Source organism: Streptomyces sp. SPB162, assembly GCF_029504575.1.
GTDB lineage: Bacteria > Actinomycetota > Actinomycetes > Streptomycetales > Streptomycetaceae > Actinacidiphila.
On record NZ_JAQFII010000001.1, the window covers coordinates 2,943,516 to 2,965,957 of the forward strand.

The following is a 22,442-nucleotide window of genomic DNA, read 5'->3' on the forward strand; positions in this document are numbered from 1 at the left end:
CGCCGCTCGGTACCGGGCCCGGCTGCCGCCGTCCGCTACTGCCGGGCGACGAAGGTGCGGGCCGCCTTGTCGTGCCAGCACTGCCGCCACGGGCGGTCGATCATGCACCACACCAGGCCCACGACGCCGACGACGAGCGCGTCGAGCACCGTGTGGGTCAGCCAGCGGCGCAGGGAGGGGCCGAACCCGGGGGCGAGCTGCGACTCGATGTCGACCACCCGCAGCCCGAACAACTTCTTGCCCAGCGTCCGCCCCCACTTGGCGGTGGGCAGCACCTCGTACAGCAGCCCGGCGACCAGCGCGACACCGAGCACGATGGCCAGCTGGACGCCGGTGGTTCCGTCGATCAGCCAGACCGTGACGGTCTCGCCGGTCAGCCGCGCCTCGTCCACCTTGTCCTGGAGGTGGTGGTACGCGGCCGTGCCGAGCGGTACCGCCGCAACGCCGACGACCGCCGCGACGACGAGCGAGTCGAGCAGCCGCGCGGCGAGGCGCCGGCCGAGCCCGGCCGGGCGGCCCTGCTCCTGCACCATCGACGCGAACGGGTCGTTCACCGGCGGCCGCCACGGCACCACACCGGCCGGTTCGCCCTGCTGCGCCGGCAGGGCGACGACGCCGCCGGGGGTTCCGGTTCCGGGCCCGGTACCGGGCCCGGTACCGCCGGGGCCCTGCCGGGCGAGATCGTGCACCTGCTGTGCCCAGGGTGCGGGGGCCGCCTGCGCGAGGGGCGCGGAGCCGGCGCGCCGCCCGCCGTCCGTGCCCTCGTCGGTGGCGGGCTGCGACTGCGGCGGAACGTGCCGCCGCGGAGTCTGCGGCTGCGACTGCTGCTGAGGCATGCGCGGCTGCGGCTCCGGCCGGCGCGGCTGGGTGCCCCACGGGGTCCCGGCGGCGGGAGTGCCGGCGGCCGGAGCGCTCGCGGCCGGGGTGTTCGCGGCCGGGCCGCCGCCGACGGGAGCCGACGTGCCGCGCGCTGCGGGCAGGTTCGCTGCGGGCGGGTTCGCGGCGGGCGGGTTCGCGGCGGGCGGGTTCGCGGCCGGGGCCGCCCGCTCCGGCTCCGGCTCCGCACCCCAGGTGGTGCGGGGCGGTTCGACGGCCGGTGCGGCCGACCAGATCGGGGCGGCGGCCGCGCCGCGCCCGTCGGACGCCGGTTCCGCGGCCCGCACGGGGTCCTCGTCGAAGAACATGACGCCGGACTCCTCCACGGCGGGCACGCCCCTGCCCCCGCCGGAGGCCGGCTCGGGGGCCGCCGGGCCGGGCGTTCCGCGGCCGCCGCCGTCCTGCCCGGGCGGCGGAACGAGCTCCTCGCCGGGTCGCGGTGCGGGGCGGCTGGTGCCCGGCACCCAGGAGGCACCGTTCCAGTACCGGATGTAGCTCGGGATCGACGGATCCGGGTAGTACCCCGGAACGGGGGAACCGGAGGAACCGGAGGAGCCAGTGGCGGGTGAGTCCATGGTTCGTGAGGTCCGTATCTATTCGGCCAGGGGAGTGCAGTGACCACATCTACCAGACGGGCGGGCCCATCGGGGTCGCGGTACCGCCCACCACACACCCTTACCGGGTGGAGGGGACCCGCGCGTGACCTTCCGTTGTTTTCACCGCGATTGCCTGAAGTCGCGTAATGGTTGGGGTTGTATGCGCTCTCTCCTGGTGCGGGCCCCGCGCAGCACCCGCCGCGCATCACCGCAAGGGGCCGCCCGCCAAGGAAAGGACGACGACTCGATGCAGACCGTGGTGGAACGCGAACTGGAACTGAACCTGGTGCTGTCGCCGGAGCGCAGCATTCCGGTGCCCGCCAGGCTGGCCTATCGCACAGATGACCCCTTTGCCGTGCACATCACCTTCCATGTGGGCTCCGACGCCCCGGTGCACTGGACGTTCGCCCGCGAACTGCTGGTGGAGGGGGTGTTCCGGCCGTGCGGGCACGGGGACGTGCGGATCTGGCCGACGAAGGTCAACGGGCGCAGCGTGATCTGTCTGGCGCTCAGCTCCCCCGACGGCAACGCGCTGCTGGAGGCGTCCTCCTCGCCGGTGGCGTCCTGGTTGGAGCGCACGCTGCGCGCCGTGCCGCCGGGGACGGAGCACGAGCAGCTCGGTATGGACGACGGGCTGAACGAACTGCTGGCCCCGACGACCCGGGACGAGTTGTGGCTGCGCGATCCATGGACGGTGACGGACGAGTCGCCGGAAGGGTGAGGGCGCGGGCGAACTCGCCGGGTCGGAAGAGTCGGAAGGGTCGGAAGAGTCGGAACGGCCGGCGGTGTCAGAAGAGCTTGCCCGGGTTGAGCAGGTTGAGCGGGTCGAAGACCTGCCGTACGCCGCGCTGCAACTCCACTCCCACCGGGCCGAGCTCGCGGGCCAGCCACTCCTTCTTCAGCAGGCCGACGCCGTGCTCGCCGGTGATCGTCCCGCCGAGCGACAGGCCGAGCGCCATGATCTCGTCGAAGGACTCCCGGGCGCGTGCCGATTCGTCCGCGTCCGCTCCGTCGAAGCAGACGATGGGGTGGGTGTTCCCGTCACCCGCGTGCGCGCACATGCCGATGGTGAGCTCGTACTTCCGCGCGATGGCGGCGACACCCTCGATCATCGGGGCGAGTTGCGCGCGCGGCACGCACACGTCGTCGATCATCGTCGCCGTGCCGACGCGCTCCAGGGCGACGAGCGCCAGCCGGCGGGCCTGCAGCAGCATCTCGGACTCGGCGGCGTCGTCCGCCGGGACGACCTGCGTGGCGCCCGCGGCCGTGCACAGCTCACCGACCGCCGCGAGGTCCGCGGCGGGATCGGGCGTGTCGAAGGCGGCCAGCAGCAGCGCCTCGGTGGTCTCCGGCAGCCCCATCTGCGCCAGGTCGTTGACCGCCCGGATGGTGGTGGTGTCCATCAGTTCCAGCAGCGAGGGCGCGTGGCCGCGGGCCATGATCTCGCAGACGGCGGCGCACGCGGCCGCCGTGGACGGGAACTCCGCCGCGAGGACCAGCTGCCGCGGCGGGGCGGGCCGCAGCGCGAGCACCGCCTTGACGACGATGCCGAGCGTGCCCTCGGCGCCCACGAAGAGCCGGGTCAGGTCGTAGCCCGCGACGCCCTTGGCGGTACGGCGGCCGGTGTTCAGCAGCCGCCCGTCGGCCAGCACGACCTCCAGACCGAGGACGTACTCGGCGGTGACGCCGTACTTCACGCAGCACAGCCCGCCGGCTCCGGTGCCGATGTTGCCGCCGATGGTGCACTGCTCCCAGCTCGACGGGTCGGGCGGGTAGTACAGGCCCTGCTCGGCGACCGCGCGCGACAGCACGGCGTTGACGACACCGGGTTCGACGACGGCGATCCGGTCGACCGGGTCGATCTCCAGGATCCGGTCCATCCTGACCAACGACAGCACGATGCAGCCGTCCGACGCGTTCGCCGCACCCGACAGACCGGTGCGGGCGCCCTGCGGGACGACCGGCACCCGCAGCGCGGTCGCGGTGCGCATCACGTGCTGCACCTGCTCGACGGTGCGGGGCAGCACCACCACCGCGGGGGCGCCCGCCTCGGAGAAGCTCGCCATGTCGTGGGCGTAGGAGGCGGTGACGTCCGGGTCCGTGAGGACCGCCGCCGTCGGCAGACCCTCGTGCAGTCGTTCGATCAGTTCGCGCATGGTTCCAGACTGGCATCCGGGCCGTGACCGGGGAAGCTCTGCCGCCCCGGCACGGCCCGTACGGCCTCCTGTCGCCGTCCCCGATCGCTCAGAGGTTGCCGCGCAGCTCCTGCTCGCGCTCGATCGCCTCGAACAGGGCCTTGAAGTTGCCCTTGCCGAAGCCGAGCGATCCGTGCCGCTCGATCATCTCGAAGAAGACCGTCGGCCGGTCCTGGACCGGCTTGGTGAAGATCTGCAGCAGGTAGCCGTCCTCGTCGCGGTCGACAAGGATCTTCAGCTCGCGCAGGGTCTCCACGGGGACGCGGGTCTCACCGGCCCACTCGCCGAGAGTGTCGTAGTACGAGTCCGGGGTGTTGAGGAACTCGACGCCGGCGGCGCTCATGGCCCGCACGGTGGCGACGATGTCGTTGGTGGCGAGCGCGATGTGCTGGACGCCGGGGCCGCCGTAGAACTCCAGGTACTCGTCGATCTGGGACTTCTTCTTGGCGATGGCCGGCTCGTTGAGCGGGAACTTCACCTTGCGGGTGCCGTCGGCGACGACCTTGGACATGAGCGCGGAGTACTCGGTGGCGATGTCGTCGCCGACGAACTCCTTCATGTTGGTGAAGCCCATGACGTTGTTGTAGAACGCGACCCACTCGTTCATCTTGCCGAGCTCGACGTTGCCGACGCAGTGGTCGATGGCCTGGAAGCGGCGGGCGCCCGGCTCGACGATCGGGTCGGCGGCGGCGTAGCCCGGCAGGTACGGGCCGGTGTAGCGGGACCGGTCGACGAGGGTGTGGCGGGTATTGCCGTAGGTGGCGATCGCGGCGAGGACGACGGTGCCGTGCTCGTCGGTCAGCTCGTGCGGCTCCTCCAGGCCGGTGGCGCCGTGCTCGACGGCGTAGGCGTAGGCGGCGCGGGCGTCCGGGACCTCGATGGCGAGGTCGATGACGCCGTCGCCGTGCTCGGCGACGTGCGCCTCGAGGAACTTGCCGCGCTCGGTGGCGGTCTTGACGACCGAGGTGAAGACGAAGCGGGCGCCGCCGGACTCCAGCACGTACGACGCGGTCTCGCGGCTGCCGTTCTCCGGGCCGGAGTAGGCGGTGCGCTTCATCCCGAAGGCGGTCGAGTAGTAGTGCGCGGCCTGCTTGGCGTTGCCCACGGCGAAGACCACGGCGTCCATCCCCTTCACCGGGAACAGGTCCTTCTGCCGGGCTTCGGGGCTCTGCTGCGTCTCAGTCGTCTCAGTCATGTCGAAAGCGTCGCCCCGGGGACCAGAGTGCGCAACAGTTGGCGGATTCACTGGACAATGAGCACAGTCAATGGCGGGAATCACGGGTCAATCTGTGCAGTCTGACCACCGGAGGGTGGGAGTCATGGGGATCGACATGCTGGACGGGCAGTTGATCAAGCTGCTCGCCGATGAGCCGAGGATCGGGATGCTGGAGGCGTCCAGGCGGCTGGGTGTGGCGCGCGGGACGGCGCAGGCCCGGCTGGACCGGCTGCGGGCCAATGGGGTGATCCGCGGGTTCGGCCCGCAGGTGGACCCGGCCGCCCTCGGCTATCCCGTGACGGCTTTCGCGACGCTGGAGATCAAGCAGGGGCAAGGCGTGGACGTCCGTGCCCACTTGGCGGGCGTGCCCGAGGTGCTGGAGCTGCACACCACGACCGGCCAGGGCGACATGTTCTGCCGCCTGGTGGCCCGTTCGAACGCCGATCTCCAACGGGTGATCGACCGGGTTGTGGGCTTTGATGGCATTGTGCGGGCCTCCACGGCGATCGTCATGGAGAATCCGGTGCCACTCCGGATCATCCCGCTGGTCGAACAGGCAGCGGAGGACCGCCCGTGACATGACGGACGGCACCCGCGGCACGAGCGGGAGGGAGCCGGCCGGTGAGTTTCTGGAGCTATCTCGGCAACCGCCACCAGCAGTTGCTCGCCGACGCCTTCCAGCACGCCAGCGCCGTCTTCCAGTGCATGGTGCTGGCCACCGTCATCGGTGTCGCGCTCGGCGTCCTGACCTACCGCAGCGAATGGGCCGGCAACCTGGCCGTCACCGCGACCTCGACCATCCTCACCATCCCGTCGCTGGCGCTGATCGGCCTGCTGATCCCGGTGGTGGGCCTCGGCGTCCCGCCGACCGTCACCGCGCTGACGCTGTACGGGCTGCTGCCGATCGTGCGCAACGCCATCGTCGGGCTGCGCGGAGTCGACCCGACGCTGGTGGACGCGGCCAGGGGCATCGGGATGTCGCGCTTCACCCGGCTGGCCAGGGTGGAGCTGCCGCTCGCCTGGCCGCCGATCCTGACCGGCATCCGCGTCTCCACGCAGATGCTCATGGGCATCGCGGCCATCGCCGCGTACGCCTCGGGTCCCGGGCTCGGCAACGAGATCTTCCGCGGCATCGCGTCGCTGGGCAGCGCCAATGCCCTCAACCAGGTGCTCGCCGGCACGCTCGGCATCGTCATCCTGGCGCTGCTCTTCGACGCCGCGTACATCGTCCTGGGCCGTCTGACCATCCCGAGGGGGATCCGTGCCTGAACCGTCCGACCGGTCGCCGACGGCTCCCGCGTCCGTGGCCGGGGCCGCCATCCAGCTGGAGAACCTCACCAAGCGCTACCCCGGCACCGCCGCGCCGGCGGTGGACAGCGTCAGCATGGAGATCAGGGCGGGCGAGACCGTCGTGTTCGTCGGCCCGTCCGGCTGCGGCAAGTCGACCACCCTGAAGATGATCAACCGGCTGATCGAGCCGACCTCGGGACGGATCAGGATCGGCGACGAGGACGTCACCGACATGGATCCGGTCAAGCTGCGCCGCAAGATCGGCTACGCGATCCAGTCCTCCGGGCTCTTCCCGCACATGACGGTCGCCGAGAACGTGGCGCTGGTCCCCAGGATGGTGGGCTGGTCGAAGTCCCGGGTGAAGGACCGCGTCGAGGAGATGCTCGACCTGGTGGGCCTGGACCCGCGCGAGTTCCACGGCCGCTACCCGCGTCAGCTGTCCGGCGGCCAGCAGCAGCGGGTCGGCGTCGCGCGTGCCCTGGCGGCCGATCCGCCGGTGCTGCTGATGGACGAGCCGTTCGGCGCCGTCGACCCGATCACCCGCGACCACCTGCAGGACGAGCTGATCCGGCTGCAGCACGAGCTGCACAAGACGATCGTCTTCGTCACGCACGACTTCGACGAGGCCATCAAGCTCGGCGACCGCATCGCGGTGCTGCGCGAGCACTCGCACATCGCCCAGTTCGACACACCCGAGGCGATCCTCACCAACCCGACGGACGACTTCGTCTCCGGCTTCGTCGGCGCGGGCGCTGCCCTCAAGCGGCTGAACCTCACCCGGGTGCGGGACGTGGAGATCGCCGAGTTCCCCACCGTGACCGTCGACGACCCGCTGCAGGCCGTCTTCGACCGGCTGCGCGAGGCCACCACCAACGAGCTGCTGCTGCTGGACCAGCGCGGCCGCCCGTACAAGTGGCTGCGGCGCGGCGACCTGATGCGCGCCAAGGGCTCGCTGGCGCGGGCCGGCACCCTCGTGCACGACACGGTGACGCGGGACGCGACGCTGCGCGACGCGCTGGAGGCGGTGCTCACCGACAGCGGCGGCCGGGTCGCGGTGACCGGGCGGCGCGGCGAATTCATCGGCGTCGTGGACATGGAGACGCTGATGAACTCCGTCCACGAGATGTTGGAGGCCGACCGGCTCACCGCCATCGAGCACCAGCACGAGCTGGAGGAGCTGCGCGGCCGGCAGACCCGCCAGGAGCAGGAGGGCGCGGGAGCCTCCCGTGCCCCGGAGGGGCCGACGGGGGCGGACGCGTGAGCGCGCGCCGCCCGGAGCGCCCGTCGGGCGAGCACGAGGTCCGGGGCCTGGCCTTCCATGACGACCCGGAGGCGGCCGAGGACGACGGGGTGACCGGGGCCGTCGGGACGGGCACACCCCCGCCCGAGCCGCCGGCGCGCCGGCTGCGCTGGTCCACGCTGGTCGTCACACCGCTCCTGCTCGCCGCCGCGCTGGGCGCCACCTACCTGTGGATCAGCAACGCCGAGCTCGACTCGATCGCGCACAACGCGCTGGCCGGCGACACCGTCCAGCTGCGCTTCTGGCAGAGCGTCAAGCTCACCGCGATCTCCACCTTCTGGGTGCTGATCATCGCCATCCCGCTCGGCACCGCGCTGACCCGCCGCAAGCTGCGCACCGCCACCCCGTTCGTCACCGCACTGGCCAACATCGGCCAGGCGACACCCGCGATCGGCCTGCTGGCGCTGCTCGTCATCTGGCTGGGCATCGGCGCGCGCACCGCGATCATCGGGATGGTGGCCTACGCCGTGCTGCCGGTGCTCGCCAACACCATGGCCGGGCTGCGGAGCATCGACCCGACCCTCGTCGAGTCGGCGCGCGGCATCGGGATGTCGGCGGTCGGCGTCCTGGCCAAGGTGGAACTGCCGCTCGCCGTACCGCTGATCCTGGCCGGGGTGCGCACGGCCCTGGTCCTCAACGTCGGCACCTCCACGCTGGCCACCTTCGGCGGTGGCGGCGGCCTCGGCGACCTGATCACCACGGGCATCCAGACGCAGCGGATGCCGGTGCTGGTGCTCGGCTCCATCCTGACGGTGCTCCTGGCGCTGGCGGTGGACTGGCTCGCCTCCGTCGCGGAACAGCTGATGCGGCCGCGCGGCCTGGAGGTGGGGTCATGAGGGACGGACGCGCCCGGTACGCGCGCATGCGCTACGGACGCACGCTGGCGACGGCGGGCTGCGGACTGCTGGTGGCGACGGCCGTGCTCGGCGGCTGCGGCCTCAAGAGCGGCAGTCCCCTGGTGGACGACGTGGTTCCGGGTTCCATCGGCCAGGGCCTGCCCCTCAAGGGCGCCTCGCTCATCGTCACCTCGAAGAACTTCAGCGAGCAGATCATCCTCGGCTCGATGATCGGCCTGGCCTTCAAGGCGGCGGGCGCGGAAGTCCTGGACCGCACCAACATCCAGGGGTCGATCGGTGCCCGCGAGGCCATCAAGTCCGGTCAGGCGGACGCGATGTACGAGTACACCGGCACCGCCTGGATCACCTACCTCGGCCACGACAAGCCGATCACCGACCCGCTGGCGCAGTGGCGGGCGGTGCGCGACGAGGACGTGAAGAACGGCATCGTCTGGCTGCCGCCGTCCTCCCTCGACAACACGTACACCCTCGCCATCAACCAGGCGAACAACGCCAAGTACCACCTCAAGACGCTCTCCGACGTCGCCGCCCTCTCGAAGTCCGACCCGTCGGCGGTGACGCTGTGCGTGGAGAACGAGTTCGCCTCGCGCGACGACGGACTGCCCGGCATGCAGAAGGCGTACGGGATGCGGATCCCCGCCTCCAACATCCAGAAGATGGACGCCGGGATCGTCTACACCCAGGTGGCCAAGGGCACCTGCCTGCTCGGCGAGGCCTTCACCACCGACGGCCGCATCAAGGCCATGAACCTGGACACGATGGCCGACGACAAGCACTTCTTCCCGAACTACAACGCGGCTCCCGTCATCAACGGCAAGACCTTCCGCCGCCACCCGGCCATCGCCGCACTGCTGGACCCCATCAGCAGACGCCTGACGACGCAGATCGCGCAGCAGTTGAACGCCCGCGTGGACGTCGAGGGCCAGGACCCGCACGACGTCGCGAAGGAGTGGCTGATCCGGGAAGGCTTCATCAAAAAAGGCTGAAACCCGCCGTACGGCGATCAGCAGCTGGGGATCTTGCCACCGTTGTCGATCGCGGCCAGGGCCGCCAGCGCGCCCTCCAGGTCGGTGACCGGGACCAGTCGCAGGCCGGCCGGCAGCTCGGCGTTGGCGTCGGAGCACTCGCCCTTGGGGACCAGGAAGACGGTGGCGCCGTCCCGCTTGGCCGCTCGTTCCTTCAGCGGGACACCGCCGACCGCGCCGACCTTGCCGTCCGCGGTGATGGTGCCGGTACCGGCCACGGTGCGGCCGCCGGTCAGGTCACCGCCGCGGCCATTGCCGTCGATCTTGTCGATGATGCCGAGGCTGAACATCAGCCCGGCGCTCGGCCCGCCCACGTCCGCGAGGTGCAGTTCGACCTTGACCTTCGCCGGGGAGAGCCCGAGGTGCTGGAGGGCCGCGCCGGTCGCCGCGTTCTGCGAGTCGGTCATCTCCTGCGCGTTGTGTCGCTCGATCTCCTGGACCGAGCCGCCACTGGGATAGACCGCATCGCGCGGCATCGCCGCCTGGTCGGTCGCCCACCACGCCCTGAGCACGTCGGGCAGGTGGATCGACGCGTTCGGCTGGGTCGCGGCGATCGTCGTCATCCGCAGCTGCCCGGTGGTCTTGCGGGTCGGGGTGCCGGTGACGGTGATCACCTGACGGCCCTTGTCCGCGCCGAGCACGTTCGCCGTCATCCCGGGCACCACGATCGAGACCGGGAGCGGGGCGAACGCCGCGACGGCCAGCAGAGCTGCCACCAGCATCGCGCAAAGGGCAAGGACTCGGGCACGGCGGGAGACTGCGGGCATGCAGAGAATGTAGTCGACGGGCGCGGCGGGCGGGGCACCCCGGCCGGGTGCCCCGCCCGCCGATCAACGGCTCCGTGGTGCGGAGCGGCACACGCTCCGCGGTTCAGCGCAGCGCGTCGGCGACCTCCGTGGCCGCCTCCACCACCCTGGGTCCCACCCGTTCGGGCACCGCCTCGGCGAGCATCACCACGCCCACGCTGCCCTCTATCCCGGTCACCCCGAGGAGCGGGGCGGCGGCGCCGCTGGCGCCGGCCTCCAGTTCGCCGTGGGTCAGGACGTAGCGGACCGGCTCGGTGCGCCGCTCCCCCGCCTCGCTGACGTGCTGTTCCTGTCCGGGCAGGTGCGGCAGGACGCCACGGCCGGCCAGGATGGCCCGGCCTGCCGCGCCCCGGTCCAGCGGGTGCCGGAAACCGGTGCGGTAGGCGACGTGGTAGTCGGTCCAGGTCGGTTCGACCACCGCGACGGCCAGCGCCTCGGTGCCGTCGACGAGAGTCAGGTGCGCGGTGGCCCCGATGTCCTCGGCGAGCGACCTCAGGGCCGGCAGGGCCGCCTCCCGCAGCAGCGGGTGCACCTGGTGCGCGAGCCCCAGCACGCCGAGCCCGACACGGGCCCGCCCGCCGAGGTCCCGCCGTACCAGTGCGTGCCTGCTCCAGGGTGGCCAGCAGGCGGTAGACGACGGTGCGGTTGACCCCCAGCTTGGTGGCGAGCTCGGTGACGGTGAGCCCGTGGTCGGTGTCGGCCAATAGTTTGAGGACCCGCAGTCCTCTGTCGAGCGTCTGAGATGTCTCCGCGGTCACGACGCCCCCTCCTCATATGAGTGGCGGCTCATCTCACGGCGGGACGCACTGCCGGTCCCGCGGCAGCGCGCGGAGAGGCCGCCGGTCGCGGTGGTACCGGCTGCGCTCCGCGGCTGCTCTGCCACGGCGCGTGCGTGACGGGCACGGTAGCGAGGGAGTACCGCTGAGCGGAAGGGGTCGTCCACAATCCGGTCACCCGAGGTCATCCCGAGAGGTGCTCCCGATCCGCTCCCCGAGCTCACGGGGCTATGACGAAGGCGGCGCGATCCCGGTTCCGGGGTCGCGCCGCCTGCCGTTGCCTCCGCGTGCGTTCCGTTGCCTCTCCGCCCTCCTCGGATCAGGTCACGGTGAAGGCGCGCTGCACGGTCCTGCCGTCCACCAGCACCTCACAGGCCCTGAGGGCGACGGTGGTCCGGTCGTGCACGGTGAAGTTGAGCGCGTAGCTGCCGTCCAGGCCGATGACCCGGATGACGGAGCCGTCGGAGGTCTGCGAACCGTCCGCCCGGCGTCCGGTCACCGCCACCGTGGCGACCGGCGCGAAAGCCTGGCCCGTGACCTGGACCACAGTCCCGAGCGGGCCCGAGTCCGGGGAGAGCGCGAAGCCCGCGGAGGGCGGCGGGACGCTGTCGTCGACGGTGAAGGCGGCCACCGCGACCCGCGGGTTCACCAGGACCTCCTTGACCTGGAGGGCGACCGTGGCGGCGTCCTTGACCGTGAAGGTCTGGGAGAACGCGCCGTCGAGGCCGACGACCTTGGTCTTGGGGATGTCGGAGGTCTGCGACCCGTCCGCCTTCAGCCCGGAGATCACCACCGTGCAGATGGGGGCGAAGCCCTGGCCGACGACGGTCACCTTGGTGCTCTTGGGGCCGCTGGACGGGCTGAGGACGATGAAGTACTTCGCCACCGTCAGTGCGGCGGTCTGCGAGACCCCGCCCGCCTCGACCCTGAGCAGATAGGTGGCCGGAGCGACCGAGGACGCGACGGTGACCGTTCCGTGCAGGGTTCCGTCGGCCGCGATCGTCAGGGACTTCGCGGAGACGCGGCTCGCGGCGCAGCCGGTGCCGTCGGCGGCGCACAGCGCGGCGGTCGCGGCGGCGCCGGCCGGCCAGCCGGTGCCGGAGACGGCGACGGTCCCGCCGGGTTTGACCTTGCCGGTGCCCGTGGCGAGCGTGGCGGCGGCCGCCACGACGGTGAACGGCCGGGTGAGGGTGGTGGCGGGGTCACCGGCCTCATCGGTCCGCACCGCCACCAGCGTCGGGTCGCTGACGGTGAAGTCCACCGAGAAGGTGCCGTCGGCGGTGGTCTGTACGTACACCGCCGTGTCGTCCAGGGTCTGCCCCGCCGCGTCGAGGCCGACGGTGTTGATCCACTGGTCCTGGCGGTAGTTGCTGCCGGAGACGGTGATGACGCTGCCGACCGGGCCCTGGCTCTGCGAGAGGGTGAAGGCCCTGGGTCCGGTGGGCACGAAGGCCTTGACGGTCAGCGGCGCGGTGGCTTCCTTGGTCCCGTCGTTGACCTTGACGAGGTAGGCGCCGTCCGGCACCACGTTGGCGTCGGAGAGCGTCGCGGAGCCCGTCAGCTGTTTGTTCGCACCGATCGCCAGGCTGCTGGAGGCGAACTTCCCCGGGTCGCAGCCGCCGCCGGACGCGTCGCACAGCGACGGGACGGGGGTGCCGCCGGGCGTCCACAGGTCGCCGGTGAGTGCCACCGGGGTGCTGGGGCGGACGGCTCCGGTGGGCGCGTGGAGGGTGGCGGGGACTCCGGCGGTGCCCTGGGCGGTCACCGTGCCGACGCTGCCGCCGTTGGCCGTGACGTCACAGGGGGTCTGGTAGGTCCCGCCGAGCACCTTGGTCTGGGTGAGGGTGCGGACCACGCTGAACGTGATCGGCCCGGCGGCGTTGACGGGGATGAGGAAGTCGCCCTCGTAGGGCGGGATCAGGATGGGCGTGTTGGCGGGGACGTCCATGGTGATCTCGGGACCGCGGACGGTGACGGTGCCGGTGGCGCCGCCGGACATGGCGAGGTCGATGCTGGGGGTCGTCGGCACATCGCTCAGCGAGATGCCGCTGGTGGCGGGGGATCCGCCGAGGGTGACCTTCGCGTGCACGCTGCCGCCGGGGTCGACGACGGACGGGGTCAGGTCGACGGTCATGGTCTGCGGCCCGGTCGCCTCGCCCTGGCCGGCGGGCAGCGTGCAGTGCACTGTCGGGGTGATCGTCCCGGCGTGGGCGGCGGGTGCGAGGGCCAGTCCGGCTCCGGTCAGAGCGAGGGCAAGCGCCGCTGAGCCCGACATCAGTCGATGTGCCAATGGTCGTGGTAGCAAGAACACTTGACTCCTATTCTTCGCAACAGGATCCGGCGGTGTCATTCCGCTAATGCACGCACATTGAGAGGGCCCGCCCTTCATAAGTCAAGAGGCGTCGACAAAGTACCTGATGCAGCGTCAGATCCAATATCGGAAATGCACTCCGGCCGGCACCCGCGGTGGCGGGTACCGGCCGGAATCCCAACGGAACGATCAATTCAGGGAACGTTCTACAAAAGCGTCAGCGTGAGCGTGGCGCTGTAGTCGCCGGGAGTGGCCATCCCCGGGACCTGGAGCGTGAGACCCGCGTCGGCGTCGAAGTTCCCCCCGGTGAACGGGCGGGATCCGTCCGGCGTGAGACCGCACAGCGTCGCGGCCTCGGCGCCCAACCGGCCGGGCGAACCCGCCACCGGCGTACCGACGCTGCCCGGCTGCGCCACGCACACCGGCACCCAGCCGACCGCGGCGGCCGGGATGGAGGCTCCGGAGGCATTGCTGGTGAAGGCGGTCATGGTGCCGGTCAGTGACCAGCCCGTGTTGACGCCCCGGGCGTCGTGCACCGTCACCTTGTTCAGCGCGCTGTTCAACGTGTGCGGGTCACCGTCGAGTTGCACCGAGCCGAAGCGGACGGTGTCGCCCGCCTGGGTCATCGACAGCACTCCCGGCACCACCGACGTCCGCAGCGTCTGGTCTCCGGTGCTGCCGCCGCCCCCACCGCCGGTGGTGACGGTGAACGGCCGCGTCCTGACGGTGGCCGGGTCGCCGCCCTCGTCCGCCCGGATCGCGACCAGGGTGGGGTCGCTGACGGTGAACTCGGTGGAGAACGTGCCGTCGGGGGTGCTCTGCGGGTAGACGGCGGTGTCGTCCAGGGTCGCGCCGTCGGCGTCGAGGCCGACGATGTTGATCCACTGGTCCGGCCGGTAGTTCCGGCCGGTGATGGTGATGACACTGCCGACCGGCCCGCTGCTGCTCGACAGCGTGAACTCCCGCTCGCCCGCCGCCACGGCCTTGACCGTCAGCGGCGCGGTGGCCTCCTTCGTCCCGTCGTTGACCTTGACCACGTAGTCGCCGTCCGGGACGTCGGTGGCCGGCGCCAGGGTCGCCGTCCCGGCCAGCGTGCCGTAGGAATCGATGGTCAGCGCGTTGGACGCGAACTTCGCCGGGTCGCAGCCGGTGCCGGCGGCGGCGCACAGCGACGGGACGGCGGTACCTCCCGGCGTCCACCCCGCGCCGGTCAGCTTCACCGCGGTGTTGGGCCGGACCGCATCGGTGGGCGCGCCGAGGGTGGCCGGCGTGCCGCCGGAGCCCTGGACGTCGACCACGCCGATGCTGCCGCTGCCGCTGACGACGTCGCAGGGGGTCTCGTAGGTCCCGCCGAGGACCTTGGTCCTGGTGAGGTTGCGCGACGGGGTGAAGTCGACCGGGCCCGACGCGTTCTGCGGGACGAAGAAGTCGCCCTCGAACGGCGGGACGACCGTGGGCTTTCCGGCCTCCACGTCCACCGGCACCTCAGGGCCCGTGACGGTGACGGTTCCGGTGGCGCCGCCGGACATGGCCAGGTCGAGGTTGGGTGTGGTGGGAACCTGGGTGATGGAGATCGGGCTGATGGCCGGGCCCGGTCCGAGCGTCACCCTGGCGTGCACCTTGCCGCCGGGAAGCACGGTGGACGGGCTGAGTTCCACGGTCATGTCCTGCGGCCCGGTGGCCTCGCCCTGGCCGAGCGGCAGCACGCAGTGCACGACCGGGCTGACCGTTCCTGAGGACGCCGCGGCGCGGGCCTGGGCCGCTCCCCCGCCGGTGAGCACCAGCGCGAGGCCGGCCACGCCCGCGGCCACCCGGCGCGGTCCGCATCTTCGTTGTCGGGACACGTGACTCCTCGTGCCGGAGTGGCTGGGGTCGGATGGATCGGTCGAATGATGCAGGACATTGAGAGGTCCAGGACCGAAGAAGTCAAGAGAGACAAAGCAGCGGATCAGCGGAAATCTTGAAACCCGGTGGAGGAGCACTCGAACCGATCATCGGGGAAATCTTCCGCAACCTTCGCGCATCCCCGAGGATTTACCTCGGGGATTCCCGCCGTCAAAAAATTGTCCTGCATATGTGTTGACTGTTTCGGAGATCATGGTTTCACTACCACTCAGTATGCCGGGCCCGGCACCGCACGCCCCTGTCGATGGGCGGCGGAACAGCGACGGACGTAATGCCCGGTGATACTTCTCTGGTTGGCAAACCGTGAATTCGGCATGCGCCCGGCGCTCCATCCACCGGAAGGAGCACCACCACATGGCACGTTCCAGACTTCTCTGCCTGGCCGTTCTCGGCACGGCCGGGGCGGTCACGGCGACCCTCGCCCTGTCCACCTCGTCGTTCGCCGTGGCCCCGGCCACCGCGACCGCCACCTACAACTGCGGTACGTGGGGCACCGGTCTCGGCACCCTGACGGCCACCGACACCGGCGGTGTCAAGAAGATCAAGCTCACCTCCACCGCCATCACGATGCCGGTCGGCTCCAGCGCCAACCCGAACAGCATCACGACGACGCTCAAGGCCGCCAAGACCGCCGGCGGCGTTACCAGCGAGGTGCAGTTCTCCGCGAAGCTCAACCCGGCGATGTCCGGCGGCAACCCGATCACCCTCGGGCCGCTGTCGCTGAGTTCGGGCACCATCGCGACCGGCGACACCACCAACTCCCTGGTGCTCACCGGGGCTCCGAGCGCCACCAACTGGTCACTGAAGATCGTGACCTCGTCGCCCACCGTGGCGACGGTCTACTGCACGGCGACGACGACCCAGTCGTCGGCCTTCACCTGGTGAGGAGCCTCACCTGGTAACGGTCCCCGGAAGGCGCGCCTTCCGGGGGCCCGGCGGTGACCATGAAGCTGACGCGGTCAGCGCATCTTCGTGGCCCACTCGCGGACTTTCTTGATCCGCTCGTTGAGCTGACCGGCCGTCGCCTCGGCGCTCGGCGGGCCACCGCACACCCGGCGCAGCTCGTTGTGGATGACGCCGTGCGGCTTGCCGCTCTGGTGGGTGTACGCCGACACCAGCGTGTTCAGCGACTTGCGCAGTTCCAGCAGCTGCTTGTGCGTGACGATGGGGCGCCGCTCGGCCGGCAGCTCGATGAGGTCGGCCTGGTCCGCGGGCTTCTGCCGGCTGTGCGCGATCTGCCGGGTCTGCCGCTTCTGCAGCAGCATCTGCACCTGGTCGGGCTCCAGGAGCCCCGGGATGCCGAGGTAGTCCTGCTCCTCTTCGCTGCCCGGATGCGCCTGCATGCCGAACTCGGCGCCGTCGTAGAGCACCCGGTCGAAGACGGCGTCGGACTCCAGCGCCTCGAAGGGCAGCTGCTCCTCGGTCTCCTCGTCCTCCAACTTCTCGGCGTCGGCCAGGAGCTGGTCCTCCTCGGCGAACGGGTTCTCCTCCTCGCCCGCCTTCTTCGGCTTGTCCAGGACGTGGTCCCGCTCGACCTCCATCTCGTTGGCGAAGTCGAGCAGCATCGGGATGGTCGGCACGAAGACGGACGCGGTCTCGCCGCGCCTGCGGGACCGGACGAAACGGCCCACGGCCTGCGCGAAGAACAGCGGCGTCGAGATCGTCGTCGCGTAGACGCCCACCGCCAGCCGCGGCACGTCCACGCCCTCGGACACCATGCGCACCGCGACCATCCAGCGGTCGTCGGAGTGCGTGAAGGCGTCGATGCGCTTGGACGCGGCCTTCTCGTCGGAGAGCACGACGGTCACCTTGGAGCCGCTGATGTCCTTGAGGATCTTCGCGTAGGCACGAGCGGACTCCTGATCGGTCGCGATCACCAGCCCGCCCGCGTCCGGGATGCCCTTGCGCACCTCGGTCAGCCGCTGATCGGCCGCCTTCAGCACGGCCGGGATCCACTCGCCGGTCGGCGCCAGCGCGGTGCGCCACGCCTGACCGATCGCGTCCCTGGTCATCGGCTCGCCGAGCCGCGCGGCGATCTCGTCGCCCGCCTTGGTGCGCCAGCGCATGTTGCCGCTGTAGGAGAGGAATATCACCGGGCGGACGACACCGTCCGCGAGCGCGTTCCCGTAGCCGTAGGTGTAGTCGGCGGAGCTGCGCCGGATCCCGTCGTTGCCCTCCTCGTACGCCACGAACGGGATCGGGTTGGTGTCCGAGCGGAACGGCGTACCGGTCAGCGCGAGCCGCCGGGTCGCCGGGTCGAACGCCTCGGAGCACGCCTCGCCCCAGGACTTGGAGTCACCGGCGTGGTGGATCTCGTCGAGGATCACCAGGGTCTTGCGCTGCTCGCAGCGGTTGCGGTGCAGCATCGGCCGCACCCCGACGCCCGCGTACGTCACCGCGACCCCGTGGTACTCCTTGCTGACGGGTCCCGCGCTGTAGTCCGGATCGAGCCTGATCCCTATCCGCGCCGCCGCCTCCGCCCACTGCTTCTTGAGGTGCTCGGTCGGCGCGACCACGGTGATCTGCTGCACCAGGTGGTTGTGCAGCAGGTACGACGCGAGCGTCAGCGCGAACGTGGTCTTCCCGGCCCCGGGGGTCGCCACAGCGAGGAAGTCACGCGGCTGCAGCCGCATGTACTCGTCGAGCGCCGCCTGCTGCCAGGCGCGCAGCTTCCCGGCGGTGCCCCAGGGGGCGCGGCCGGGGAAGGCCGGTGAGAGGTGGTGGGAGGCACTGGCGGCGGTGGTAGTCACGGTCTCCGGGGCGGGGTCGGAAGCGGCAGGGGCGGCGGCGGTCGACGTCGACAGCGCCAAGCGCATAAGCGTACCCGCGCCACCCCGGTCCCCCCGGCTCCCCACCCCCGCACCTCACGACCGGGCTTCCTTCACCGGGCGTCGGCGGGACTGCCCCTTCAGCCGCTGCAGCGCGGCAGGGTCTCGGCGATCTTGTCCACGTCGCGCACGCCCTCACCTACGTTCAGCACGGACGTCTCCGCCTCGTCCACGTCGCAGCCCGCTCGCAGCGCATGCCCGTTCAGCTGCAGGAAGACCCAGGTCGCGTACCAGGCGATCCGCTTGTTCCCGTCGATGAGCGCACGGTTGCGGGCCGGCGACTCCATGAGGGCTCCGGCCTTGTGGTACCAATCGGTACCACGCGGTCAGGGCGCCTTCGGGGTCAGCCGGCCCGCCACCACGACGCCCGCCAGCGCGACCGCCGCCATCGCCAGGAAGACCGCCACGAACGCGCCGCGGTGGCCGGTGGTGCCGCCCAGGGTGGTGAAGAGGACCCCTGAGGCGCCGACGAGGACGATGTTGCCGAGGGCGTCGGAGACCTGGAGGGAGGCGGAGTTGCTGCCGGCCTCCTCGGGGCGGGAGAGCTTCAGGAGCAGGACGCCCGCGCTGGATATCACCAGGCCCATGCCGAAGCCGCCGACGATCCAGGAGACGTGCACGATCCACGCGGGGACGGACCCGGCGAGCGCGAGGGCCGGGCCCGCGACGGCCGCGGCCATCAGGAGCATGCCGGCCCGGATCAGCCGCTCGCGGTGCGGCTGCAGGCGCGGGCGACTCTGCACGTACGAGCCGAGCGCCCACGTCAGGCCACCGCCGGTGAGCGACAGCCCGGCGAGGGTGGCCGAATAGCCGCGCTCGGTGACCAGCATCAGCGGGATGAAGCTCTCCGCGCCGATGAACGATCCGGCGGCGACGCCGCGCAGCAGGATCACGGCGGGCAGTCCGCGCGCCGCCCGGAACGTCCCGCGCGGCAGCAGCCGCAGGACGCCGGGGACCAGCAGCGCGACGCCCACGGCGGCGGGTACGAGCATCACCGGCGACAGGTCCTGGCCCGCGTACTGCAACAGGCCCGCGCCCGTCGCGACGGCCAGCGCCAGGACGATGCGTCGCCGGTCGAGGGCCGCGGTCCTGTCACCCGGCGGCAGGTTGCGCAGCGCGGGCAGCATCACCGCGAGCGGCAGCAGGACCAGCGCCGGGATGGCCAGGAAGACCCAGCGCCAGCCCAGGTGCTCGGTGACGGCTCCGGCGACCACCGGGCCGACGATCACCGGAAGCACCCAGGCGGCGGAGAACGAGGCCATCACCGAGGGCCGCAGCCGCTCGGGGTAGGCACGGCCGACGATGACGTACAGCGCGACGATCACCAGCCCGCCGCCGAGGCCCTGGACCGCGCGGCCGCCGATGAACGTCCACATGTTCTGCGCGGAGCCCGAGATCACCAGTCCGGCCGCGAAGGCCGCGATGCCGGTGAAGAGCGGGGCGAGCGGTCCCTTGCGGTCGCACCACTCCCCCGAGACCACCATCGACAGCAGGCTGGCGGTGAAGTACCCGGAGAACGCGAAGGCGTAGAGCGACAACCCGTCGAGGGCGCGGCCCGCGACCGGCATCGCGGTGTTCACCGCGCTCGCCTCGAAGGCGATCAGCAGCACCACGGAGACGATCCCGAGGGTGAGCGCGCGGTAGCGCCGCCCGAGAACGCCGTCGGAGTCCGGGGGTTCCGGCGGTCCGGTCTGCTCGCTGCTCTGGGTTTCTACCGTGGTCACCCGCCAAGAGTAAGGGGCGCCGACCCACTTCACCCCCTTCCTGCGGACGGGTTCCCGGTCAGCCGATGGTCCTAGGCCCCCAACCGCCCACCGTCCGTTCATGAACGGCGTGTGGCAGTCCTGTTGCGGGGCCGCCGGGACCGTTGACCGCCCCCGGGGGCGGCGGCCTATCGTCAGTGACGTCACCAACACGGCCGTATGCCCGAGTGGTTTAGGGACTCGCCTGCAAAGCGAGGCACGTGGGTTCGATTCCCGCTACGGCCTCCGTGGGGAAGACGAAGGGCCCGGCAGCACACCGCTGCCGGGCCCTTCCGTCGTCCGGGGACGTCCGGGGACGTCCGTCAGGACTGCGGCTTGACGACCGCCGCCTGGGGGCGGATCGGGAGGCGGCTGACGGGGCGGCCGGTGGCGGCGCGGACGGCGGCGGCCACGGCGGCCGGGGAGACGACCACCGGGACCGCGCTGACGGCCTTGGCGCCGAAGGGCGCCAGCACGTCGCGCTCCTCGACGAGTTTGACGATGCGCACGTCCGGGGCGTCGAGCGCGGTCGGCAGGGAATAGCCGGTGAGGTTCGGCCGCTTGATGATGCCGCGCGGGGCCCGCAGGTCCTCCATGAGCGCCAGGCCGACGCCCTGGGTGACGCCCGCCTCGATCCGGGCGGCGACCTGGCGCGGGTTCAGCACCCGGCCGACGTCCTGCGCGACGGCCATCTCCACGACGCGCACCGAGCCCAGCTCGATGTCCACGTCCACGACCGCGCGGACCGCGCAGAAGGCGAGGCCGACGAACGCGTCGCCCTGGCCGGACTCGTCCAGCCGGTCGGTGGGGTGCGGGCGGCACTGCGCCGTGGCCCAGAGCTCCTTGCCCTCCAGCGCCTCACCGACGGTCGTGCTGAGCACGCCGTCGTACGAGGTGATCTTGCCGTCGGCGATGGTGAGCAGTTCGACGGACATCCCGAACTTCGCCGCGAGCGGCTGCAGCAGCTGCGTGCGCACCATCTTGGCAGCCCGCTCGACCGCGCCGCCGGACACCCATGTGTGCCGGCCGCGGGCGGCCGCACCGGACGGTGGCTGGTCGGTGTCGGCGGCCAGCACGCCGACGTCCTCGACGCCGAGCACCTCCTGCACGATCTGCCGGGCGAGCGTCGTGAAGCCCTGGCCGGTCTCGACGGCGGCGCAGATGACGGTGGCCCGGCCGTCATGGATCCGCACGGTCGCGGTGGAGACCTCGTCGGTGCCCTCCGCGCCGAGCATGTGCACCATGCCGAGCGCGTAGCCGACCCCGCGCCGGACCGCGCCGGGTTCGCCCGCGCCCTCGGGGCCGCCGGGCAGCAGCCACTGCGACTCCTCCTCGTCGACGGGCAGCGGCGGCAGGTCCGCGTCGCGGACCGCCTTGAGGAGCTCGCCGACGGGCGCCGGGCAGGTGACGGTCTGGCCGGTGGGCAGCAGGTCGCCGGTGGCCATGACGTTCCGCATCCGCAGCTCGGCCGGGTCCAGGCCCAGTTTCGCCGCGAGCTTGTCCATCTGGCCCTCGTACCCGGCGCAGACCTGGAGCGCGCCCTCGCCGCGCACGTGGCCCGACGGCGGGTTGTTGGTGCGGACGGCCCAGCCCTCGACGAAGACGTGCGGCACGACGTACGGGCCGGCGGCGAACGCCACGGCGGCGGCCAGCGCCTCCGAGGAGTGGTCGGCGTAGGCGCCCGCGTCGAGCAGCACCTGCGCCTCGACCTTGACCAGCCGGCCCTCGGTGTCGGCGTGGTGCCGGTAGCGCAGCAGGGTGGGGTGGCGGTGGGAGTGGCCGAGGAAGGACTCCTCGCGGGTGGCCACGAACTTCACCGGGCAGCCGGTCTTCAGCGCGAGCAGCCCGAGCGGCAGCTGGATGCCGGAGTCCTCGCGGTCGCCCATCGCGCCGGGCACGCCGGTGACGACGACCTTGACCCGGTCGGCCTCCAGGCCGAAGCAGGCGGCGGCCAGGTCCCGGTCGGTGTGCGGGTCGGTGGAGGCCACGTACAGCTCCACGCCGCCGTCCGGGCGCGGCACGGCGAGACCGGCCTCGGCGCCGATGGGCGCCGGGTCCTGCCGGCCGATCCGGTACAGGCCCTCGACGATGACGTCGCCGACGGCCTCGGGGTCGCCGAAGCTCAGCGGGATGTGGCGGATGAGGTTGCCGTCGGGGTGCAGCGGTTCGGCGGCGAACGCCTTCTCCGGGTCGGTGACCGGCTCCAGCACCTCGTACTCGACGAGGATCGCGGCGGCGGCCAGCCGCGCGGTGTCGGGGTGGTCGGCGGCGACGGCGGCGATCGGCTCGCCGTGGTGCCGGACGACGTCCTTGGCGAAGACCGGCCGGTCGGCGACGCGGCGGCCGTGCATCGCGTCGCCCGGCACGTCCTCGTGCGTGACGACGGCCCGCACGCCCGGCATCGAGGTGGCTTCCGACGTGTCGATGCGGACGATGCGCGCGTGCGGGTACGGGGAGCGCAGCACCGAGGCCCACAGCAGCCCCTCGGCCCACAGGTCGGCCGCGTAGGGGAACGTCCCCTGAGCCTTGGCGAGGGTGTCCACCGGCCGTACGGAGACGCCCAGTCCGTGGAGCGCCGGTTCGGGCGCCGGGGGCGTCAGGGCGGCCTGGGCGGGCGCCGCCGTGGCCGCGTCGGATCCAGTCATGCCGCTGACCTCTCGCTGCTGCCGGTGGGTTCGCCCGCGCCGGCCGGGCGCGCGCGGCGCGGCTCCGGCCGTCG

Annotated in this window: 16 protein-coding genes, 1 tRNA gene and 2 pseudogenes; 8 read left to right on the forward strand and 11 right to left on the reverse strand. The window is 71.8% G+C overall.

Going from position 1 to position 22,442, the window contains the following annotated elements; genetic code table 11:
- Positions 1 to 35: 35 nt before the first annotated feature.
- Positions 36 to 1,451, reverse strand: a complete 1,416-nt coding sequence (locus M2266_RS13445) for an RDD family protein (RefSeq protein ID WP_277438412.1) — start codon at positions 1,449 to 1,451, stop codon at positions 36 to 38.
- A gap of 268 nt (positions 1,452 to 1,719) precedes the next feature.
- Between M2266_RS13445 and M2266_RS13450 the strand changes: the two genes are divergently transcribed.
- Positions 1,720 to 2,193, forward strand: coding sequence for an SsgA family sporulation/cell division regulator (locus M2266_RS13450; protein WP_277441190.1), 474 nt, complete (start codon positions 1,720 to 1,722; stop codon positions 2,191 to 2,193).
- Between the two features lie 67 nt (positions 2,194 to 2,260).
- Here the strand turns inward: M2266_RS13450 and M2266_RS13455 are convergent, their stop codons facing one another.
- Entirely contained in the window at positions 2,261 to 3,628 is a 1,368-nt protein-coding gene (locus tag M2266_RS13455; protein ID WP_277438413.1) for an FAD-linked oxidase C-terminal domain-containing protein, read from the reverse strand.
- 88 nt (positions 3,629 to 3,716) lie between these two features.
- A complete protein-coding gene (gene hppD, locus M2266_RS13460) occupies positions 3,717 to 4,862 on the reverse strand; it encodes a 4-hydroxyphenylpyruvate dioxygenase (protein WP_277438414.1) in 1,146 nt (381 codons plus the stop codon).
- Positions 4,863 to 4,986: 124 nt separating this feature from the next.
- On the opposite strand from hppD, the gene M2266_RS13465 reads away from it, so the two are divergent.
- From M2266_RS13465 to M2266_RS13485, 5 genes are read left to right on the forward strand one after another with little or no spacing between them, the layout of a single operon-like run.
- Positions 4,987 to 5,460 (forward strand): Lrp/AsnC family transcriptional regulator, encoded by a 474-nt coding sequence (locus tag M2266_RS13465; protein ID WP_277438415.1) that lies wholly within the window; start codon positions 4,987 to 4,989, stop codon positions 5,458 to 5,460.
- A gap of 44 nt (positions 5,461 to 5,504) precedes the next feature.
- Entirely contained in the window at positions 5,505 to 6,152 is a 648-nt protein-coding gene (locus M2266_RS13470) for an ABC transporter permease (protein WP_277438416.1), read from the forward strand.
- Positions 6,145 to 7,434, forward strand: coding sequence for a betaine/proline/choline family ABC transporter ATP-binding protein (locus M2266_RS13475; RefSeq protein ID WP_277438417.1), 1,290 nt, complete (start codon positions 6,145 to 6,147; stop codon positions 7,432 to 7,434). The genes M2266_RS13470 and M2266_RS13475 overlap by 8 nt, the downstream gene beginning before the upstream one ends.
- On the forward strand, positions 7,431 to 8,309 hold the full coding sequence (locus M2266_RS13480; RefSeq protein WP_277438418.1) for an ABC transporter permease: 879 nt from the start codon (positions 7,431 to 7,433) through the stop codon (positions 8,307 to 8,309). Before M2266_RS13475 ends, M2266_RS13480 begins: the two co-directional genes overlap by 4 nt.
- A gap of 26 nt (positions 8,310 to 8,335) precedes the next feature.
- On the forward strand, positions 8,336 to 9,316 hold the full coding sequence (locus tag M2266_RS13485; protein ID WP_277441191.1) for a glycine betaine ABC transporter substrate-binding protein: 981 nt from the start codon (positions 8,336 to 8,338) through the stop codon (positions 9,314 to 9,316).
- A 17-nt stretch (positions 9,317 to 9,333) separates the two neighbouring features.
- Here M2266_RS13485 and M2266_RS13490 read toward each other — a convergent pair whose 3' ends face one another.
- The 4 genes and pseudogenes from M2266_RS13490 to M2266_RS13505 form a co-directional block, all read right to left on the reverse strand.
- Positions 9,334 to 10,122, reverse strand: a complete 789-nt coding sequence (locus tag M2266_RS13490) for a S16 family serine protease (protein WP_277438419.1) — start codon at positions 10,120 to 10,122, stop codon at positions 9,334 to 9,336.
- 103 nt (positions 10,123 to 10,225) lie between these two features.
- Positions 10,226 to 10,919: pseudogene (locus M2266_RS13495) on the reverse strand (helix-turn-helix domain-containing protein).
- 337 nt (positions 10,920 to 11,256) lie between these two features.
- On the reverse strand, positions 11,257 to 13,212 hold the full coding sequence (locus tag M2266_RS13500) for a hypothetical protein (RefSeq protein WP_277438420.1): 1,956 nt from the start codon (positions 13,210 to 13,212) through the stop codon (positions 11,257 to 11,259).
- A gap of 242 nt (positions 13,213 to 13,454) precedes the next feature.
- On the reverse strand, positions 13,455 to 15,092 hold the full coding sequence (locus M2266_RS13505; RefSeq protein WP_277438421.1) for a hypothetical protein: 1,638 nt from the start codon (positions 15,090 to 15,092) through the stop codon (positions 13,455 to 13,457).
- Positions 15,093 to 15,507: 415 nt separating this feature from the next.
- On the opposite strand from M2266_RS13505, the gene M2266_RS13510 reads away from it, so the two are divergent.
- Positions 15,508 to 16,038 (forward strand): hypothetical protein, encoded by a 531-nt coding sequence (locus tag M2266_RS13510; protein WP_277438422.1) that lies wholly within the window; start codon positions 15,508 to 15,510, stop codon positions 16,036 to 16,038.
- A gap of 74 nt (positions 16,039 to 16,112) precedes the next feature.
- On the opposite strand, the gene M2266_RS13515 is transcribed toward M2266_RS13510, so the two are convergent.
- The 3 genes and pseudogenes from M2266_RS13515 to M2266_RS13525 all read right to left on the reverse strand — a co-directional run bounded on the left by M2266_RS13515 (position 16,113) and on the right by M2266_RS13525 (position 19,705).
- The gene (locus M2266_RS13515) at positions 16,113 to 17,903 is read right to left on the reverse strand and encodes a DEAD/DEAH box helicase (RefSeq protein ID WP_277441192.1); all 1,791 of its coding nucleotides are present in this window, start codon (positions 17,901 to 17,903) and stop codon (positions 16,113 to 16,115) included.
- 158 nt (positions 17,904 to 18,061) lie between these two features.
- A pseudogene (locus M2266_RS13520) lies at positions 18,062 to 18,283 on the reverse strand (death-on-curing protein); the annotation flags it as partial.
- Positions 18,284 to 18,307: 24 nt separating this feature from the next.
- Positions 18,308 to 19,705, reverse strand: a complete 1,398-nt coding sequence (locus tag M2266_RS13525; protein ID WP_277438423.1) for an MFS transporter — start codon at positions 19,703 to 19,705, stop codon at positions 18,308 to 18,310.
- A 192-nt stretch (positions 19,706 to 19,897) separates the two neighbouring features.
- On the opposite strand from M2266_RS13525, the gene M2266_RS13530 reads away from it, so the two are divergent.
- Positions 19,898 to 19,969, forward strand: a tRNA-Cys gene (locus tag M2266_RS13530).
- A 77-nt stretch (positions 19,970 to 20,046) separates the two neighbouring features.
- Here M2266_RS13530 and M2266_RS13535 read toward each other — a convergent pair.
- The gene (locus M2266_RS13535; RefSeq protein ID WP_277438424.1) at positions 20,047 to 22,368 is read right to left on the reverse strand and encodes a xanthine dehydrogenase family protein molybdopterin-binding subunit; all 2,322 of its coding nucleotides are present in this window, start codon (positions 22,366 to 22,368) and stop codon (positions 20,047 to 20,049) included.
- Between the last annotated feature and the right edge of the window lie 74 nt (positions 22,369 to 22,442).

Coding starts and splice junctions, on each gene's coding strand:
- M2266_RS13455 (WP_277438413.1), bottom strand. CDS start 3,628: ATGCGCGAACTGATCGAACGACTGCACGAGGGTCTGCCGACGGCGGCG.
- M2266_RS13490 (WP_277438419.1), bottom strand. CDS start 10,122: ATGCCCGCAGTCTCCCGCCGTGCCCGAGTCCTTGCCCTTTGCGCGATG.
- M2266_RS13465 (WP_277438415.1), top strand. CDS start 4,987: ATGGGGATCGACATGCTGGACGGGCAGTTGATCAAGCTGCTCGCCGAT.
- M2266_RS13450 (WP_277441190.1), top strand. CDS start 1,720: ATGCAGACCGTGGTGGAACGCGAACTGGAACTGAACCTGGTGCTGTCG.
- M2266_RS13500 (WP_277438420.1), bottom strand. CDS start 13,212: ATGTCGGGCTCAGCGGCGCTTGCCCTCGCTCTGACCGGAGCCGGACTG.
- M2266_RS13510 (WP_277438422.1), top strand. CDS start 15,508: ATGGCACGTTCCAGACTTCTCTGCCTGGCCGTTCTCGGCACGGCCGGG.
- hppD (WP_277438414.1), bottom strand. CDS start 4,862: ATGACTGAGACGACTGAGACGCAGCAGAGCCCCGAAGCCCGGCAGAAG.
- M2266_RS13445 (WP_277438412.1), bottom strand. CDS start 1,451: ATGGACTCACCCGCCACTGGCTCCTCCGGTTCCTCCGGTTCCCCCGTT.
- M2266_RS13485 (WP_277441191.1), top strand. CDS start 8,336: ATGCGCTACGGACGCACGCTGGCGACGGCGGGCTGCGGACTGCTGGTG.
- M2266_RS13535 (WP_277438424.1), bottom strand. CDS start 22,368: ATGACTGGATCCGACGCGGCCACGGCGGCGCCCGCCCAGGCCGCCCTG.